This is a genomic window from Microbulbifer sp. SAOS-129_SWC (assembly GCF_039696035.1).
In the GTDB taxonomy this organism is placed as follows: domain Bacteria; phylum Pseudomonadota; class Gammaproteobacteria; order Pseudomonadales; family Cellvibrionaceae; genus Microbulbifer.
Genome location: NZ_CP155567.1, coordinates 3,793,060 through 3,810,423, shown reverse-complemented (window position 1 = coordinate 3,810,423; position 17,364 = coordinate 3,793,060). Strand labels below are relative to the sequence as shown.

Sequence of the window (17,364 nt, the reverse complement as noted above, 5' to 3'; positions counted from 1 at the left end):
GAGAAATAGGAAATGCTTAAAAAACTGATAGTTCTGACACTTGTTCTTGGTGCAGTGGGGTGTGCCGGGGTACAGAATTCACCCATTTCCGATACTGCCGTACCGATGATTGAAGGGCGGCAGCTGAGTGGTGTGAGTCGTGAAAAGCCCTCCTTTATTGCCACCACGCCGGGCAAGAGTATGTTCGGTGTCATTGGCGTTGCTGCAATGGTTTCTGCTGGTAACAAGATTGTAAAAGAAAACAATATTGAGGATCCGGCTGTACGAATTTATAACCGGCTCGCGGAAGCGATGGCGGACAAATACAGCGTGGTTCCGCTGGATGATAATAGCATTGTTGCGAAAGGCGATGATTTAAAGGAGGTGACATCGCAAGTAAAGGATGCACGTCTGTTGCTGGATGTGCAGACATTGGGCTGGAAGTTTGCCAATTTCCCTATGTCATTCAGTAAGTATCAGGTGGGCTATGGGGTCAAAATGCGCTTGATCGATACCTCTACTAATGAAGTTCTGGCAGAGGCCAGCTGTGGTCGTGCTACGCCAGAGGAAGATGAGGGCGCGCCGACCTATGATGAGCTGATGGCTGACAATGCCGAGCGGCTAAAGCAAGCGCTGCAAGCGAATGCAGATTACTGTGTAAACGAGTTTAAGACCAAAACGCTGAAACTGTAATCAGCTATCGGGTATTTTATAAATATCCGTATAGTCGTAGCTCGAAGAGCGCGGCAGGTCATTGGCCTGCCGCGTTTTTTTATGGTGTTCAGTTGTAAGATAGGATGCAGGTAAACTCCTCGGCTTCCCGCCTGCTTTTCCGGTGACCTGAAACACTTGATGAATGAGCTGATATTTTTGACGGGTTATCTTGATTAAAGCAGTTCAGATTCGCCTTATGGGGTTGTAATGCTTTGCGCCTTCGAGGTCTGCGCTGTGCTGTCCTTAGTAAACCGAGTTTCGTTTGTTGTTAATCTGGTTTATGCAGCAATAAATGGCCCAGAAACCGGATTCGGGGCCATTTTCTCAGCTAGGATATTTACGGGTTGGGATTCAATATTGACTTGTCGATTATCTCTATGTCCTGCTCCGGCATCGGAATGTCAAATGCATCAACCGGATCGGTAACCGGGTAATGTGCAATGCCTCGCTCGATAGGAGTGAGCAGGAAGTCTTTAGTGAGGATGGGCCAATCGCCGACGGTGAATATGTAATCATTGAACCAGAATTTCAGATCCCGATTTGCGGACAGGCGCCAGAGCAGATAATTCCTTGATACTGCGCCTCCGTAGGCTGCTTCTGTTGAGAGGAGGGGGTTGCCGTCAAGGCCAATCTCTATGGTATCCGCTACCAGTCGATTTCCATATTTATTCTTGATAAGGGTGCTTTCCATCTGGGAGCCATCTGCCCCTATTTGGGCAAACCATATTCCGCCATTCCTGTCGCCGAGAAGCCAGAGGTTTCCAACATTATCTACTGTGAAATCCTTTATTCTGCTGCCAGTGTTTGTATCCTGATCGTCATATAGGAATGAGCTTACTATGTTTCCAAGCTTGTCGATCCGGATATAAAACGGATTGTAGATGATCGAAGTGCTTTCATCTGTATCGGTATAGCCAACCAGTGCCACGCCGTCTTTGGCATCGATGACGCCGTCGTCATTGGTGTCTGCTTTATCAACTCTGGAGAAAGATGAACTGGATCCAACGGCAAAGGCGGGATATATTTTTTGATAGAGCAGGTTTCCACTCTGGTCGGTTTTTATAATTAGGGGAACAACATTATCCGGTTCCTCATTGAAATTGGCCGATATGTAGATATTCCCTTCCTTGTCTTGCATGACAGCTGTGGCTGTCATGGTATTTACAGAGGAATACTGCTGTTCCCACAGCTTTTCCCCAGTACTGGAATATTTTAATAGCCAGATCGATTTGCCGTCGTGCGGTCTGTAACCTGTGACCAGGTAGCCGTCGGTCACTTGATCATGATCTTCGTCCAGCGCGGCTAAAATATTGGCCTTGCCCGGGGAGTTAAACTGAATATCGAACTGGGATAACCAGTTTACATTGCCACTTTCCGGATCGATATTCATCAGGAAGGAATACTCTTCGTCTATATGCCTCTCGGCCGTTCCTGCGAGAGTTAACTGCCCGTCAGACGTTTCTGCCAGATCACGGATATTTATGTAGCCATTGTAGTAAGAATAATCAAATACCTTGGACCATATCGGCTTTCCGAATTTGTCGGCTTTGAAAATAATAGATTCTCCGGGGGCACTGCCGGTGACAATATAGTTGCCATCGCGCAGGGGAAGTACGCGGTTTGGAGAAATAATGTGTTCCGAATCACCATCGGTAAATTGGAACCTTCTGACCCACTCAGCGTCATTGAGGTGCTCCCCGGTGGTAATAGTGACTTCGGCGGAGTATTTTTCCTGACCATCCGGAAATAGAGCAGCGACTCTGTAGATGTAGGTGGTTTCGTACAGCAGACCTTCGTCAAGGTATTGCTGGGTGTCCGCAGCAGTCTGGGCGACCTGGCTGAAGGATTCCCCCAGTACCCTGCGCTCGATCGCAAAGCCATTTTCACTGCTGGATGCGTCTCCCCATTCCAGCTGTACGCTATTCGCGCCATCCAGCGTCACGGTGAGCCCTGCGGGGCTGTTGTCCGCACCGCCGCTGCTGGAACTAGTGGAGCTACTGGAACTGCTGGAGCTACTGGAACTGCTCGAGCTACTGGAACTGCTCGAGCTACTGGAACTGTCTTGTCCAGTTGAGCTATCTCCACCACCACCACCACCGCCGCAAGCGGTGAGAATGACCGTCATGGATACTGCGATAAGACCCCGAAGACAAGAATGCATAATATTCGCTTCCCCAGCGTATGTTTTCCGGACAAACCGTGGGCCCGAATAACGCGCAGTGTGCAGGGATCCAGGGAGTCCGGAAATATAGAGTTATGGTGGGATGGCGCAAAAAAGTACTAAATAAAATCCATTGTTTGTAACTTTTTTTCGCTGACGATAGGATGCCGTTGAGTCACAAACCGGTCAATAATTGAGATTCAGCCAGCCCTCCTTATGTGACTCGTGTCACATTTTGTGCGGTGTGGGTGCTGCGACGCTGCTCAGCCAAGGGGGCCCGGCCTCGTTGTTTGCCCTGACCTCAGCCACATAATTCGCGCACGAACTCCGCCACTACCTGTGACGCCGGGCCGCAGCGGTGTTCGGCGAATGCATCACCGACGTTACTGCGCTCCAGGTTCAGTTCCACGCTATGGGCGCCGGCGCGGTTGGCCCATTCCACGAAGCCCGCGGCCGGGTACACGCTGCCGGAGGTGCCGATGCTGACAAACAGGTCGCACTCCATCAGTGCGCGGTAGATGCGGTCCATCTGCAGCGGCATTTCTCCGAACCAGACTACATGCGGCCGCAGCAGGCCCTTTTCTCCACAGCAATCGCACACCGTGTCGGTACCGAGGTCGCCGCGCAGCGGGTAGGTGTCGCCGGTCCAGCTGCAGCGTGCCTTGAGCAGTTCGCCATGCATATGAATCAGGTTGCGGCTGCCGGCGCGTTCGTGCAGGTCGTCGATGTTCTGTGTTACCAGCAGGAAGTCGCCGGGAAAGGCCCGCTCGAGTTGCGCCAGCGCGCGGTGCGCCGCGTTCGGTGCAACCTCGCCGGACAGCAGTTGCTGGCGGCGCGCGTTATAGAAACGCTGTACCAGCGCCGGGTCGCGCTCGAAGGCCTCCGGCGTGGCCACGTCTTCCAGGCGGTGGTTTTCCCACAGCCCGTTGGCGTCGCGGAAGGTGCGGATGCCGGATTCGGCGGAGATGCCGGCGCCGGTGAGGACAACGATACGCTGGTAGTTCATGGGCAGATTGTGCGGGGCGGCGGGGTTGGGCACAAGTAGCGGCCGGTGCGAACACAGGGTTCGCCCCTACTGAACCGGCTCGGTGATTCTAGTTAAGCGCAGTGCCCCACAGACGCGGTAAGCGCTGCAGCAGACTATTTCCACAGGGCGGGATCTGTAGGGGCGGACCTTGCGTCCGCCCGCGTGGGCCCCCGGCCCGCTAGTGCATCTTCAGACGCGGTTTGACGAAGCGGTTGGCCTGCCCCACCAGATAGATCAGCATCGCCTTGGCCCAGCCGTGTACCGCGGCCAGGTGCATGCGGTACAGGGAACGGTAGGCGAGTCCGGCGATGCGCCCTTCGATGGTCAGGCTGCCCTTGACCAGTGTGCCCATCAGGTTACCCACGGCGGTGTGCTTGCTCAGCGACACCAGCGAGCCGTGGTCGCGGTAGCGGAACTGCTTGAGCGGTCGCCCATCGATGCTGGCGATCAGGTTGTGCTCCGCCACGCTGGCCATCTGATGCGCCGCCTGCGCGCGCGGTGGCACCCGCTGTTCCTTGATATCGACACAGCCGGCGCAGTCGCCGATGGCGAAGATGTGCGGATCGCTGGTGGATTGCAGGTCTGTCTGCACTTCAATCTGGTTGACGCGATTGGTGGCCAGGCCGTCGAGCTGGGTGAGGAAGTCCGGTGCCTTGACGCCGGCGGCCCAGACCCGGATCGAGGCGGGAATCTTCTCGCCACCGGCAGTGGTGAGGCCGTCGGCACTGGCCTCGGCCACGGCGCAGCCGGTGATGACCCGCACGCCCAGTTTGCTCAGTTCGCGCTCGGCGTTGTTGCCGAGGCGCGGTGTCAGTGCGGGCAGCAGGTGCGGACCGGCCTCGATCAGCGTGACTTCGAGGGCGCCGTTGTTGATCTGGCCGTAGTAGCCCATCTGCTGGGTGGCATCCATCAGCTCTGCCGCCAGCTCCACACCGGTAGCGCCGCCGCCGACGATGGCGATCTGTACCTTGTCCGCGGTGTGCGTTTCCAGCTGCAGGAAGCGATCCAGCAGCAGGCGGTGGAAGCGGTGGGCCTGTTCGGTACTGTCGAGGAAGACGCAGTGTTCGCGTACGCCGGGCGTGCGGAAGTCGTTGCTCTGGCTGCCGAGGGCCAGTACCAGGTAGTCGTATTGCAGTTCGCGCGCGGGGACCAGCTGTTGGCCGTCGCTGTCCATTACCGGGGCCAGCTCGATGGTCTGCTGTTCGCGATTGAGTTCGCGCAGGCAGCCGAGCTCAAACTGGAAGCCATTGGCGCGGGCGTGCACCTGGTAGTTGAGTGCATCCAGGCTGGAATCCAGCGCGCCGGTCGCAACCTGGTGCAGCAGCGGTTTCCAGATATGGGTGCGGTTCTTGTCCACGAGGGTCACGCGCACTTGCGGATCTTTGCGGCGGCGGTTGAAAAAGCGGGAAAAGCTGAAGTGGTGCCCGAGTTTGGTGGCCAGTTCCAGGCCGCCGGCACCACCGCCAACGATGACGATATGTTTCATACGAGGTCTTCCTGTAGCTAAAAAATCCGACTCCCCGAGCTGCGAAGACCATATTTGTTGTTATTGCTGCGGCTGGCAGCTTTTGCCGGCGCCAGTATCCTCCTTCCGTCGCCATTTGGCAATTGCCGACGCTAGCGGCGATCGCGCAGCGACAGCTCGCGGAAACCGCGTACGAACGCGCGGTCTATATGGTCTTTCCAGTACCACATGGCAGCGCCGCACAGGGCCAGGCCATTGCGCGTGGCCACCGCGCGGCGGCCGCCGCAGGACAGCAGGCTGAGAAAGTGGCGCTGCGCGCGGAAGCGCCGCAGCGGCGTCTGCGTCAGGGCCGCGCGCAGATTGTGGAACAGCACAGGGCCCTGCCGTACCGCGTAGACGCCGGCTTTGGGCAGTGGCCGGCGCGCGAAGCTGGCGGCATCGCCGGCGGCAAAAATAGTGTCGCAGCCCTGCGCGCGCAGCGTGTCGTCCACCAATATAAATCCCTGCTCATCCAGGGCCAGTCCGGTGTTGGACAGCCAGGCCGGCGCGCTGGCGCCGGCGGCCAGCAGCAGCCGCTGCAGTGGCAGGCGGCGGCCGTCGGTACTGATCACAGCGCCTCGCTCGATCGCGGCCACCGGCCAGTTGCGGTGCACGGATACTGGCAGGCGTCGCAACTCCCGCGCCACCAATGCCCGCGCCAGCGGCGGGTAGCCAGCGGGGAGCTGCTGGCCGCTGTGGACCAGGTGGATCTGCACGCGGTCGCTGCGGCAGTGTGCACGCAGTCCCTCCGCCATCGCCATGGCCAGTTCGCAACCCCCGGCGCCACCGCCGATGACGCCGAGGCGCAGTGGCGTGCTGCTGTGCTGAATCTCTTGCTGCAGTTGTTGCCAGTGCTGGTAGAACTGGCCAACCGGCTTGACCGGGTTGGCGAGCGCGGCGCCGGGCAGATCGCGCGGCGCTGCGGCGCCGATATCCAGGGACAGCAGGTCGTAATGCAGCGCGGCCTGATTATCGAGATCGAGGCGGCGCCCGGTCGCGTCGATGCCGCAGGCGCGGGCGCGGATGAAGTGCGCGCCGGCGGCACGGCACAGGCGCGACAGGTCGATGTACGCATCATTCGCAGTGTAGTGACCGGCCACCAGTCCCGGCAGCATACCGGTGTAGAGGCCGTGTGTTTCCGGCGAAACCAGCGTCAGGCGCACACCCGGCAGCGGGTGCTTGGCCCACAGGCGCAGCAGCACGGCGTGGGCATGGCCGCCGCCGACCAGAACGATGTGGTGGTTTTGGGTTTTTTCCTGCATGGCTTTCTGACACGCGGATCGATAAAAGCCCGCCGTATTGCGGGCGTGGTTTGCGCATTATGGCGGTTTGCCACGCCAGCCGACAGAAAACCCGTGGCGCTGGTCTTTAATTAGTGGGCCTTCGTACGCTTTTCCGTGCGCCAAATTCATCGCTATAACGCTGTTCAATAATGCCCACGCCGTTTTCCGCCAGCGCTAAATTCCCGCGACGCCTGTTCTGGTGGCTGGCGGGAATTTTACTTTTGTCGGGGCTGATATCGACAGTTGCTTCCATATTGGTGCAGCACAAAATCGAACGCTGGCTGACGCAGCACGGCGTCGACACCGAGATCGGGTACCTGCATTTTTCCATTCCCCACCTTAGCCTGCTGGCCCGTGGTGTGAGTGGGCAAAATCGCGACGGACGCGGCTTTCATGCGCGCGAAGTATTGCTCGACTACAGCTGGTGGCAGCTGTTGCACGGGCGTATCACCCTGCAGCGCGTGGTGCTCGACGGTGCCTATATGGATCTGGAATCCCGTCCCGGCGGACGCGGGCGTTTGTGGGAAATCGGCGGCTGGGCGCAGAAGCCGGGACCGCGCCGCGACCGCGATCTGCAGCTGCTGTTCGATCGTGTGCGTATCCACGACAGCCGCCTGTGCTACCGCCACCGGCCGCAGTGGCCGACACCGAGCTGTGTGCAGTTCAGGGATCTGCGCGCGCGGGATCTGCTGATCGGGCTGGCGCGTCAGGGGGCGGAGCCGCTGAGCCTGAAAATCGGCGCCGACAAACTGCAACTGCGGGAACTGCTGTTGCGCGACGGCGGCGATACGGCGGATACGGCGCTGGTCAAACTCGATCTCGACGAGGCGCTGTTCACGCGTCCGGGAAACAGCATCACCGCTGCAAGCGTCACGGCGCAGCGTTTCGCCAGCTGCCCGCCACAGCGCTGGGCCGAGGCGCTGCCAGGATTGGGGCGGTTGCCGGGCCACTGCGCCAGCGCACGCGAATTGCAACTGCGCGGCGAGTTGCGGTTCGCCTTCGGTGCCGCTGCGGCGGTGCACTGGCAGCGCGCCCGCGGCAGCGGCATCACCCTGCGCGATCGCAATCGCCGCTGGCCCAACTGGCATGCGCAGACACTGGCGATGTCCGAATTCGATTTCCTGCGCAGCGACCGGCACCTGAACTGGCAGCGCGCCACTGCCTCCGGCTTTGACTGGTGTCCACCGGGCCTGCGCCGGCGTGGCGGCCATTACTGTGTGCGCGCCGGTAACCTGAAGCTGCCGCGACCAGTGGTGTTCGATTGGCGCGAGCAGTTGCGGGTCGAGGCCGGCGGGGGGCGCCTGCGACGGGTGCAGCTGCTGGACCTGGCCGGGGCCAAGCAAAAGCCGCTGACCGCCCGCGAGGCTGAATTGGGCGCGTTCGAGTATCGGGCGGCAACGCGCATTCTCCGAGTCGATAGTCTCGACCTGGCCAGCGCCGACGGCTGTGTTCCCGCGCGCCTGTGGCAGGGTGCGGACTACTGCGCGCGCGTGGCGGGGCTGCACGGCAGCGAAGCGTTGCGCCTGCGTTTTCCGTCGCAGCGCACCCACAGCCGCTGGGGGTTTGCCAGTGGACCACTGCAGCTGGCGCAGCTGCGCCTGCAGCGCGACGGCGCCGCGCCGCTGCAACTGCAAAACCTGCACTGGCAGCAGATTGATCTGCTCGGTGGAGAACAGCCGCTGCTGTTGCGGGATGTTGGTCTCGATCGCCTCAGCGGCTGCGCACCGCCGGCACTGCTGCCGGCGCGCTGGCGGCCGCTGTGCGCCGAGGTCGCCCACCTGGACGGGCGCGGCAATTTTGCCTGGCGCGGTGGGGCAGAGGGCTACGCCATTCTCGGCGAGCTGCGCCTGCAGCACCTGCAGTTGAGTGATCGGCGCGGTGGCAGCGGCGGTCTGCGATTGCGCCAATTACACACCGGCGCTGGCTTTCTGCGTCGCCAGCGCGACGTCGACAACCCCTGGATCGATAATTCCGCCGCGGCCACCCCTGCGGATCCTGCGAAAACAGCGCCGGCAACGGCCGGCAAAGCGGCGGGCAAAGTAGCGGGCGAAGTAGCGGGCGAAGCGGCGGACAAAGAGCCCGGCGAAGGCCTGGAAAAAGGAATGCTCCAACGCGAGTTGGCCGCGCGCGCCGCCGAGGCCGCAGCCGGTGCCAGCGGTGGCGGCGCGCCTGCTAGCGCCAGTGACCCCAACCTGAAGCTGCAGACCCTGTCGCTGACCAGTGTGCGCGGCTGCCTGCCGGGCAGCTGGGCGCGCCTGCTCTACCGCGATGCGCGGGACATGCCCACCTGCTTTGATCTGCACGATCTGCGCCAGCACCGCCCGCTGCGCATCGCCTGGCAGGGCGGGCTCGATCTGCGCGCGGCGCAACTGACCCTGGAGCGCGCTCAGGTCACTACCGCTACCGGTCGCGCGCTGCTGCAACTGGAACAACTGCGCGTGCCGCGCGCGCAAGTGACACGCGAACCCGGGGCCGGCCGCATGCAGGTTGCACTGCCGGACTTTGCCTTGCGGCGTTTTCGCGGCTGCCTGCCGGAGCGCGTCGCCAGCGGGCCGCTGCAGATACGCTGCGCCGACCTGCGCGCACTGCACACCGGGCCGGATTTTGCCGCGACGCTGGATCGCCGCGCGCTGCGTGTCGATCTGGACCGCACCCTCGCCGGACAGATACTGCTGCAGCGCCGCGGCGGCGGACTGGCGGCGGAATTGCGCGAGTTCGTTGCGCCGCAACTGCGGCTGGTGTGGCCGCGGCAGGTGGAGCATGCGGCGAGTGCGCAGCTGGAGAATATCTCCGCCGCGCAGCTGCGCGGCTGCCTGCCCCCGGGGAAGAAGTTGCGCGCCGGCCTGCCGCGCTGTTTTTCCAGCCGCAACCTGCGCAGCAGCGACGGCGGATTCGCGCTGGGCGAAACGGTACTGGCGGAGACGCCGGAGGCGCCGCCGCTGTGGCGGATAGCGTCGCTGGCAGTTGGCGAGTTGGCGCTGACCCCCGAGGCGCTGGTGCTGCGCGGCCTGCAAATCCACGACGTGCTGGTGTGCGGTGTGCAGCAGTGGCTGCCGGCAGCGCGCGACAGTGGCCTCGCCGACTGTATCAGCGCACAGCAGCTGGAAATCGCCGGCGCCAGCCGCATCGGGCTGGGCGACGCGGCACCGCGGCTGCAGCTGGGTGCGCTGCAGTCGGCGCCGATCACCCTGCGGCGTGTGGCGGGATCTGATGTGGACCCGGGCACGGGGAAAGGCATAGAACTGGGCCTGCGCCGCCTGAGCTGGCAACAGTTGCGTTGGAACGGTGGCGCCGCGCTGTGGGTAACCGATCTGGCGCTCAGCGGCTTGCGCGGCTGTATGCCGGGACCACTGCGGCAGCTGGTGGCGGGGGCGGGGCGCGGGGAGACCGCCGGCGGGCGCCGCTGTATTGATCTGCACACGCTGCGGTTGCCGGGTACCCAGCAGCTGGTGCTGGCCGCGCCCTTTTCCAGCAGCGGCGCAATCGAGCTGCAAGGGCTGGCGATCGATCGCGGCAGCGGCGCACCGTGGAAGTTTGCGCGCATCCGGCTGGAGCAGTTCGCCTTCGGCGGCGATGGGCCGCTCGGGCGCGCGGCGGGGCTGAGTGGCTGCCTGCCGCCGGGATTGCTGGGCGACTCGCGGCTGGCGCCCTGCTACCGGTCGGGGCCGGTGCAGCTGGACGCTGTCGAGCGGCGGCAGACGCCGGCCGGGCGCATTACCGAATTACGCGGCCTGCATATCGACGGCCTGGAACTGCGGCAGCCGGATTACCCGGCCGGCCTGCCGGCGCAGCTGTTGCAGATCCAGGATCTGGGCGCGGCGCGGCTGCGTATCGGCGCCGGCAATGTGGTCGCCGAACAGCTGCGGCTCGACGGCGTTGCCGGCTGCGTGCCGCGCGGCTATATCGGGCGTCTGAATCACTGCGCCAATGTGGCGCAGCTGAATGCCAGCGGCAGTTTCCGCAGCGCCTCCGGTGCGTTGAAGTTGGAGCAACTGGCGCTGCGGGATATCCGCGTGGTGGCCGGCGACGGACGCCGCCTGGTGCGCGGCGATTCGCTGCGGCTGGAGGCTTTCGTCAGCAGCGGCCGCGGCGTGCGGCTGCAGAGTTTGCAGGCCGAGGCATTCAGTTTTCTCGGTCGCCGCGAAACTGCGCCGGAATTCGAACGCCACGCGTGGAGTGGGGAACTGCAGCAGCTACAGGTGTCCAAGCTTAACTACGACAGCGAGCAGCGTGCGCTCGATATCCACAGTATCCGCGTGCTGAAACCGCGCGGTATATTGATGCGCGACCGCAAGGGACAATTTCCGCTGCGCGCACAACTGGCGGCATTGACCGGGCAGGAGCCCGCTGCGGAGGGCGAGCGCCCGAAAGAGCGGCTCGGCGACCGGCTGACGTCCGAGCTGAGTATTCACTATCACATCGGCAGCGTCGACCTGAGCGCGGGCAGCTTTACCTGGGTCGACCGCCTGGGCCAGTACCGCGGGCGACTGCCGGTGCGGCTGATCAACCTGAGTCTCAGAAATGCGAGTAACCGCGCCGAGGACAAGCCGGCGGAGATCCTGCTGAACGCACGGCCGGGCGGCTTTGGCGAGCTGCAGCTGGCCGGCAGCATCGACTATCTCGATACCCGCAAGTGGAACGCCAACCTGACCGGTTACATCAATAACGCCAACCTGATTCCGGCCACGCCGTATATGGCCAACCTGCTCGGCTACAAGATCCTGCAGGGGCAATTGGACGCACTGCTGGATATCAAAGTGAAGGAAAACAAGGTCGATGCCATGGCCAAAATGGTGCTCAACCGTATTCGTGTGCGGCGCGTACGCGACAGTGACCAGCTACCGGTAAAAAGCAGCTTTATTCCGCTCGGCATAGCGCTGGAGCTGTTGAAAAATGGCCAGGGTAATGTCAGCTTTGATATGCCGGTTTCCGGCGATCTGTACGATCCAAAACTGTCATTCAGTTTTATTTTCAGCGATCTGTTGCAGCGGGCGATCATGGAGGCGCTATTCAGTTATTTCACGCCGATCGGCTTCTATTCACTGGCCAAGCTGGCCTGGGCACGGTTCCGCGCCGTGCATTTCGACCCGATCGAATTTGACCCCGGCAGCGCCGAGCTGGATACGCACGCCGAGCGGCAGCTGCGCGACATGCTGGAAACGCTGCGCGCGCGCCCGGATGCACGGCCGGGTATCTGCGGCGGTGCCACCGCGCTCGATTGGCACGCGCTGTATCCACAAGACACACCGCCGCTGCGCGGCAGCCGCAAGGCGCGCGAAACCTTTTACCGCTACCCGCCGGTGGAATTGTTCGAAGAGCTGGAGCGGCTGGCGCAGAAACGCAGCCGCGCGATAGAACATTTCCTGCTCGACAACGGCATATCCGCCAACGAATTCATACAGTGCGCGCCGGACTACAATGGACGCGACTTCGAAAATCCGCGCGTGGAATTTTCCCGATAAGGAGGGTCCGCCGATGAAGAAAAATCTCGCCCAGAAACTGATTGAATCCCACCTGCACAGCGGCACGCTGGAGCCGGGCAGCCCCATCGAACTGAAGATCGACCAGACCCTGACACAGGATGCCACCGGCACCATGGTGATGCTGGAGTTCGAAGCGCTGGGCCTGCCACGGATCAAGACCGAACTGTCGGCGCAGTATGTGGATCACAATCTGCTGCAGACCGATTTCAAGAATGCCGATGACCACCTGTTCCTGCAGAGCGCCTGTCGCAAATGGGGCCTGTGGTTCAGCCGCCCGGGCAATGGTGTCAGCCACCCGACGCATATGTCGTGTTTCGGTATTCCCGGCAAGACGCTGCTCGGTTCTGACAGCCATACCTGTGCGGCCGGCTCGATGGGGATGCTGGCGATCGGCGCCGGTGGCCTGCAGGTGGCACTGGCGATGGCGGGCCTGCCGTTTGCGCTGCCCATGCCGAAAATCCTCGGTGTGGAACTGACCGGCGAACTGCCGCCCTGGGTCAGTGCCAAAGACGTTATTCTGGAAATGCTGCGCCGGCAGACGGTCAAGGGTTGCGTCAACAAAATCGTCGAGTACCACGGCCCGGGGCTCGACAAACTCACCGCCATGGACCGCCACGTGATCGCCAACATGGGCCAGGAGCTGGGCGCCACGAGCAGCGTGTTTCCCGCCGACGAGGCGGTGCGCGTCTTCCTGCGTCAGCAGCAGCGCGAAGAGGATTTCGTCGAGCTGAAAGCCGACGACGACGCCCGCTACGACGAAACCGACACGATCGATCTTTCCACCCTCGAGCCGCTGATCGCCTGCCCGTCGAGCCCCGACAAGGTGGTGCCGGTGCGCGAGGTGGCTGGTCGACCCATCTACCAGAGCTACATCGGTTCGTCCGCCAACCCGGGCCTGCGCGACTTCGCCATCCCCGCGCGTATGGTGGCGGGCCGGCACGTGGACGACAATGTGTCTTTCGACATCAACCCCACCTCGCGCCAGCTGCTGGAAGAGATCAGCCGCAGCGGTGATCTGGCCAAGCTGCTGGAAGCCGGCGCGCGCCTGCACCAGACCGGCTGCGGCGGCTGTATCGGTATGGGCCAGGCGCCGGCCAGCGGCCGCATCAGTTTGCGCACGGTGCCGCGCAACTTTCCCGGCCGCTCCGGTACCATCGAAGATCAGGTGTACCTGTGCAGCCCGGAGACGGCCACCGCCAGCGCACTCCGGGGCGAAATCACCGATGCGCGCGAGCTGGACATGGACTACCCGTCGTTCGAGGAGCCGGAACAGCTGCCGGATATGCGCCCGCTGCTGCAGCCGCCGCAGGAGATTCCGGTGGAAATCGAGCTGATCAAAGGCCCGAATATCAAGCCGCTGCCGGATTTTGAAAAGCTGCCGGAAGTGCTGAAGGGCCCGCTGCTGCTGAAAGCCGGCGACAATGTTTCCACCGACGAAATCCTGCCCGCCGGCGCCGAGATACTGCCACTGCGCTCGAATATTCCCGCCATCAGCCGCTACGCGTTTTCCCGTGTAGATGAAAACTTCTACCAGCGCGCCATGGACCTGAAGGGCGACTGCTTCGTGGTCGGCGGCGAGAATTACGGCCAGGGTTCCAGCCGCGAGCATGCCGCCATCGCGCCGCGCTACCTGGGGGTGCGCTGCGTGATCGCCAAGAGCATGGCGCGCATCCACCGGCGCAACCTGATTAACTTCGGCGTGCTGCCGCTGCTGTTCGCCAGCGCCGACGACTACGACAAGTTCGACCAGGACGCCGACCTGGAAATCGACAATCCGGTGGCGCAGCTGGCACCGGGCAAGCCGGTGGAACTCAAGAACCTGACGAGCGGCGAATCGGTACAGCTGCAGCACGATCTATCCGCAGAGGAAATTGAAACCCTGCAGTACGGCGGCCTGATCAATGAGGCGCGCCAGAAACACCTGAGCGACGAGGCTGAATAGGGTAGTGGCAACGCCGGGGAACGACTTGACCCGCGCCTCCCTCGAAGAGCTGGTCGAGAGCGGCATGCTGTCGCTGGACAGCCTGCACCCCGGCGGATTGGAAACCACGCGGCAACTCGCCGAATTGTGTCATATCGCCTCGGGTACCAGAGTGCTGGACGTGGCGTCGGGGAGCGGCGCGAGCGCCTGTTTCCTGACACAGCAGTTCGGCGCGCGTGTCTATGGTGTCGACCATTCCGGTGAGATGGTGCGCCGTGCACAAGAGTGCGCGTGTGCAAAGGAATTGGATGTGGCATTTGCGCGCGCCGATGCCGTCAACCTGCCATTTGCCGATGCGGAATTCGATGTGGCCATCTGTGAATGCACCCTGTGCTTTCTCGACAAGACGCGCGTTCTCAGTGAGATGGCGCGAGTCGTCAGGCCGGGTGGCTACGTCGGCATGCACGATCTGTGCTGGCAGCCGGACGCCCCCGCCGGCCTCAAGCGCGCGCTGGCGGAGAGAGAAGGGGAGCGGCCGGAGACGCTCGAGGGATGGCGGCAACTGTTCGGGAAGGCCGGTCTGATTCAGCTTGAGACGGTGGACATATCCGCGGTGAAATCGCGCTGGATGGGGGAAATGCGCCGGCAACTCGGTGCTGGCGGGCAGCTGCGGCTGGCGCTGCAGATTATACGCCGCTGGGGCCTGCGCGGAGCCTGGGGCGTGTTTCGCTCCGAGCGCCTGCTTTCCAGCGACTGCCTTGGCTATGGCCTCGTTGTTGGCAGGAAGCGTTGAGCCGGCAGGAAACGTTAATTCGACAATAAGCGTTACAATTTCCGTGAAGTTCAGCATGTCGGCAATAGTGCGCCCTTGACTTGAAACTTGCCTGCGCGGTTAAATCGCGGCGCAATTTTAGTTAGGGAAAATTTTATGCATAACTATAAAAAAGTTGTTGTCGGCGTCGCTCTGGCGGTCATGGCTGGGGTTGCCAGCGCACAACAGGGGATGGATATGGGCCCGGTCTACCGCGGAAGCTGGACCGCGAGCGGCGAGGTGATCAACTTCGATCCGGTGGTCGCAGCCAACGACGGTATCTCCGACAGCGGATTCGGGCTCGGGGTTGGCTATGCCGGGGAAAAGGGCCTGTTCAATTTCAGTGTCGGCGCCACCTTCTATTTTATCGACGATAACAATGAGTTCACCCAGCGCGTGCAGAACGACTTGACTGGCAATCAGTCTACCGAGAAGTCCAGCATCGACGCCGGTTCACTGTATGTAGACGCCGGCTTGCAGTACCCGCTGACCGACAGTCTCACTATCGGCCTGAATGGCGGTTACCGCTATTTCGATATCAGTCGCACGATCAGTAACTGTCGCGATTGCGCCAGTGAGGGTGTGAGCATCGACAACGACACCTACCTGAAGCCCTTCGCGGCGCTCGATTTCAATGAGCGCATTTCCGGTGCCCTGGCTTATTACAGCTACAGCGGTGACAAGGGTACCGAGGACTCGCTGCAGTTCGGTGTGAACTTCCGTTTCTGAGTGAGCGCTGGCTGCGCCGGTGATGTGTGACCGGCGGCAGCCGCTGCTGAGCTGCTGCGTGCGAAGTGCGCGGTAGCTTATCCATCGCAGGTGAATCGCCCTCCCGACAATATCTTTTCTCCCTTTCCGCTATCTTCACGCTCACGGCTATAATCCGATCTGTATTCACGCTCAGGGCTGTATTCACCTCGGGGCTGTATTCACCTCGGGGCTGTATGCGCGCAGGTTACCGGAGCAATCCGCGATGAATAAAAAATAACGGGGATCGGGTCAATGATGGTAAAGCGCAGTATCGGCAAGCAGATTGCCCGGCTGGATCCACTGGCGGATCACTGCGAGATCGTTCGCCTTATCGTGTGCGACGGCTTTCTGTGGGACTTCAACCGGTCGCTGGAGCTGGCGCTGTTCAGAACTTTCGCTTCGCCGTCGATCAGCGGCCTGCTCGCGCGCACGGGGGAATTCACCCGCAATGGCCAGAAGCGCTATGACGATACCTCGTTATTGATGTTGCAGTTGCTGCGCTATGGTTACGACTCCGCGCGGGGTGTCGCGGCGCTGCAGAGAATCAACCGCACCCATGCCTATTTTTCCATCTCCAACGACGACTACCTGTTTGTGCTGTCCACGTTCATGCTGGATCCATTGGACTGGATCGCGCGCTTTGGCTGGCGCGAACTCACCGCTGCAGAGCAGCAGGCGCTGTTTATTTTCTGGCGCAACGTGGGCCAGCGCATGGGGATTCGGGAGATCCCCGCTTCCCTCGAGGAGATGCGCCGGTGCAGCGCGGCCTATGTGCGTACGCATTTCCAGTTCAGTGACAGCAACCGCGAGGTATCCGCGGCAACCTTCGGCATCGTGGAGTCCTGGCTGCCGGGCCTGCTGCGGCGCTTTGTGCGCCCGGTGTCGGCAGTGCTGCTGGACGAACCGACGCGCAACGCGGTACAGCTGCCCGCCCCCGGTCGCTTGCTGTCGCTGACCGTGCCGCTACTGCTGAAGTTGCGGGCCAGGTTGTGGGCGCTGTGGCGCAGGCCGGGCGAGCCGGCGTGGCCGGAAGGGCAGCGCACTTATCCACAGGGCTACCAGGTCGGTGACCTGGCACCGGAACCAGTACTGGCGCGCGAGCGGGGTGCGGAACAGGTTGGCACGTCGCAGGCGCAGTCCATACGGGAATAAGCGCGCGCGGCTTTACCGGCTGCAATGCAATATTTAATTAGCGGATCGCAATTCGCCGGCACTGTGCCGCGGAAGAAATCCAGGTGCTCACAGGTCGACCTCGTATCAGTCGCGCCCGCCCTGCACCAGCCGATCGAGTCGCAACCGCTCGCGCCCATCGAACAGTCGCCGCGCGCTCTCGCTGAGCCGGTCCAGTCCCAGCGCATGCCGGTCATGGTGTTGCCGAGCAGCATGTCCAGCAGCGGAATCACATACTGTGGCGCATACCAGGGTTCGGGTCCGATTACCGCCACCAAGGTGAGTATCGTGACGCTGAACGCGGAGATAAACATCGACAGGGTGCCGATGCCGAAACTCCAGCCTCCGCGCAGACGCTGCTGTTGCCGCGCCACCACTTCGCGCCCGGCTAGCATTATCGTGAGGATCATCAGCGCGAACCCTATCACACTGCCCACTGCCCACTGCCCACTGCCCACTGCCCACTGCCCACTGCCCACTGCCCACTGCGTACTGCATACTGCATCTAGAGCTAACCAGATGACGCTTCTTTACTTTCTGAACCTGGTCAGTGAAGTTCAA

The 17,364-nt window shown here is 61.9% G+C and carries 10 protein-coding genes; 6 read left to right on the top strand and 4 right to left on the bottom strand.

Annotated elements, in window-relative coordinates; all coding sequences use genetic code 11:
- Positions 1–12: 12 nt before the first annotated feature.
- Positions 13–672: a hypothetical protein gene (locus tag ABDK11_RS16360; protein ID WP_346837588.1), complete on the top strand. Its 660-nt coding sequence runs from the start codon at positions 13–15 to the stop codon at positions 670–672.
- Positions 673–1,030: 358 nt separating this feature from the next.
- Here the strand turns inward: ABDK11_RS16360 and ABDK11_RS16355 are convergent, their stop codons facing one another.
- From ABDK11_RS16355 to ABDK11_RS16340, 4 genes are all read right to left on the bottom strand, one after another.
- Complete coding sequence (locus ABDK11_RS16355) at positions 1,031–2,818, bottom strand: fibronectin type III domain-containing protein (RefSeq protein WP_346837587.1); 1,788 nt, start codon at positions 2,816–2,818, stop codon at positions 1,031–1,033.
- Positions 2,819–3,155: 337 nt separating this feature from the next.
- A complete protein-coding gene (gene cobB, locus ABDK11_RS16350) occupies positions 3,156–3,860 on the bottom strand; it encodes a Sir2 family NAD+-dependent deacetylase (protein WP_346837586.1) in 705 nt (234 codons plus the stop codon).
- A 199-nt stretch (positions 3,861–4,059) separates the two neighbouring features.
- Positions 4,060–5,367 (bottom strand): NAD(P)/FAD-dependent oxidoreductase, encoded by a 1,308-nt coding sequence (locus tag ABDK11_RS16345; protein WP_346837585.1) that lies wholly within the window; start codon positions 5,365–5,367, stop codon positions 4,060–4,062.
- A 131-nt stretch (positions 5,368–5,498) separates the two neighbouring features.
- Entirely contained in the window at positions 5,499–6,647 is a 1,149-nt protein-coding gene (locus ABDK11_RS16340; RefSeq protein WP_346837584.1) for an FAD-dependent oxidoreductase, read from the bottom strand.
- 242 nt (positions 6,648–6,889) lie between these two features.
- Here ABDK11_RS16340 and ABDK11_RS16335 point away from each other — a divergent pair, with 242 nt between their 5' ends.
- The 5 genes from ABDK11_RS16335 (at position 6,890) to ABDK11_RS16315 (ending at position 16,785) form a co-directional block, all read left to right on the top strand.
- Positions 6,890–12,130, top strand: a complete 5,241-nt coding sequence (locus ABDK11_RS16335) for a DUF748 domain-containing protein (protein ID WP_346837583.1) — start codon at positions 6,890–6,892, stop codon at positions 12,128–12,130.
- A gap of 13 nt (positions 12,131–12,143) precedes the next feature.
- A complete protein-coding gene (locus ABDK11_RS16330; RefSeq protein WP_346837582.1) occupies positions 12,144–14,093 on the top strand; it encodes an aconitate hydratase in 1,950 nt (649 codons plus the stop codon).
- A gap of 25 nt (positions 14,094–14,118) precedes the next feature.
- Complete coding sequence (locus ABDK11_RS16325) at positions 14,119–14,865, top strand: class I SAM-dependent methyltransferase (RefSeq protein WP_346837581.1); 747 nt, start codon at positions 14,119–14,121, stop codon at positions 14,863–14,865.
- Between the two features lie 135 nt (positions 14,866–15,000).
- Positions 15,001–15,612: an outer membrane beta-barrel protein gene (locus ABDK11_RS16320; RefSeq protein ID WP_346837580.1), complete on the top strand. Its 612-nt coding sequence runs from the start codon at positions 15,001–15,003 to the stop codon at positions 15,610–15,612.
- Positions 15,613–15,885: 273 nt separating this feature from the next.
- Positions 15,886–16,785, top strand: coding sequence for an oxygenase MpaB family protein (locus ABDK11_RS16315; RefSeq protein ID WP_346837579.1), 900 nt, complete (start codon positions 15,886–15,888; stop codon positions 16,783–16,785).
- Positions 16,786–17,364 lie beyond the last annotated feature (579 nt).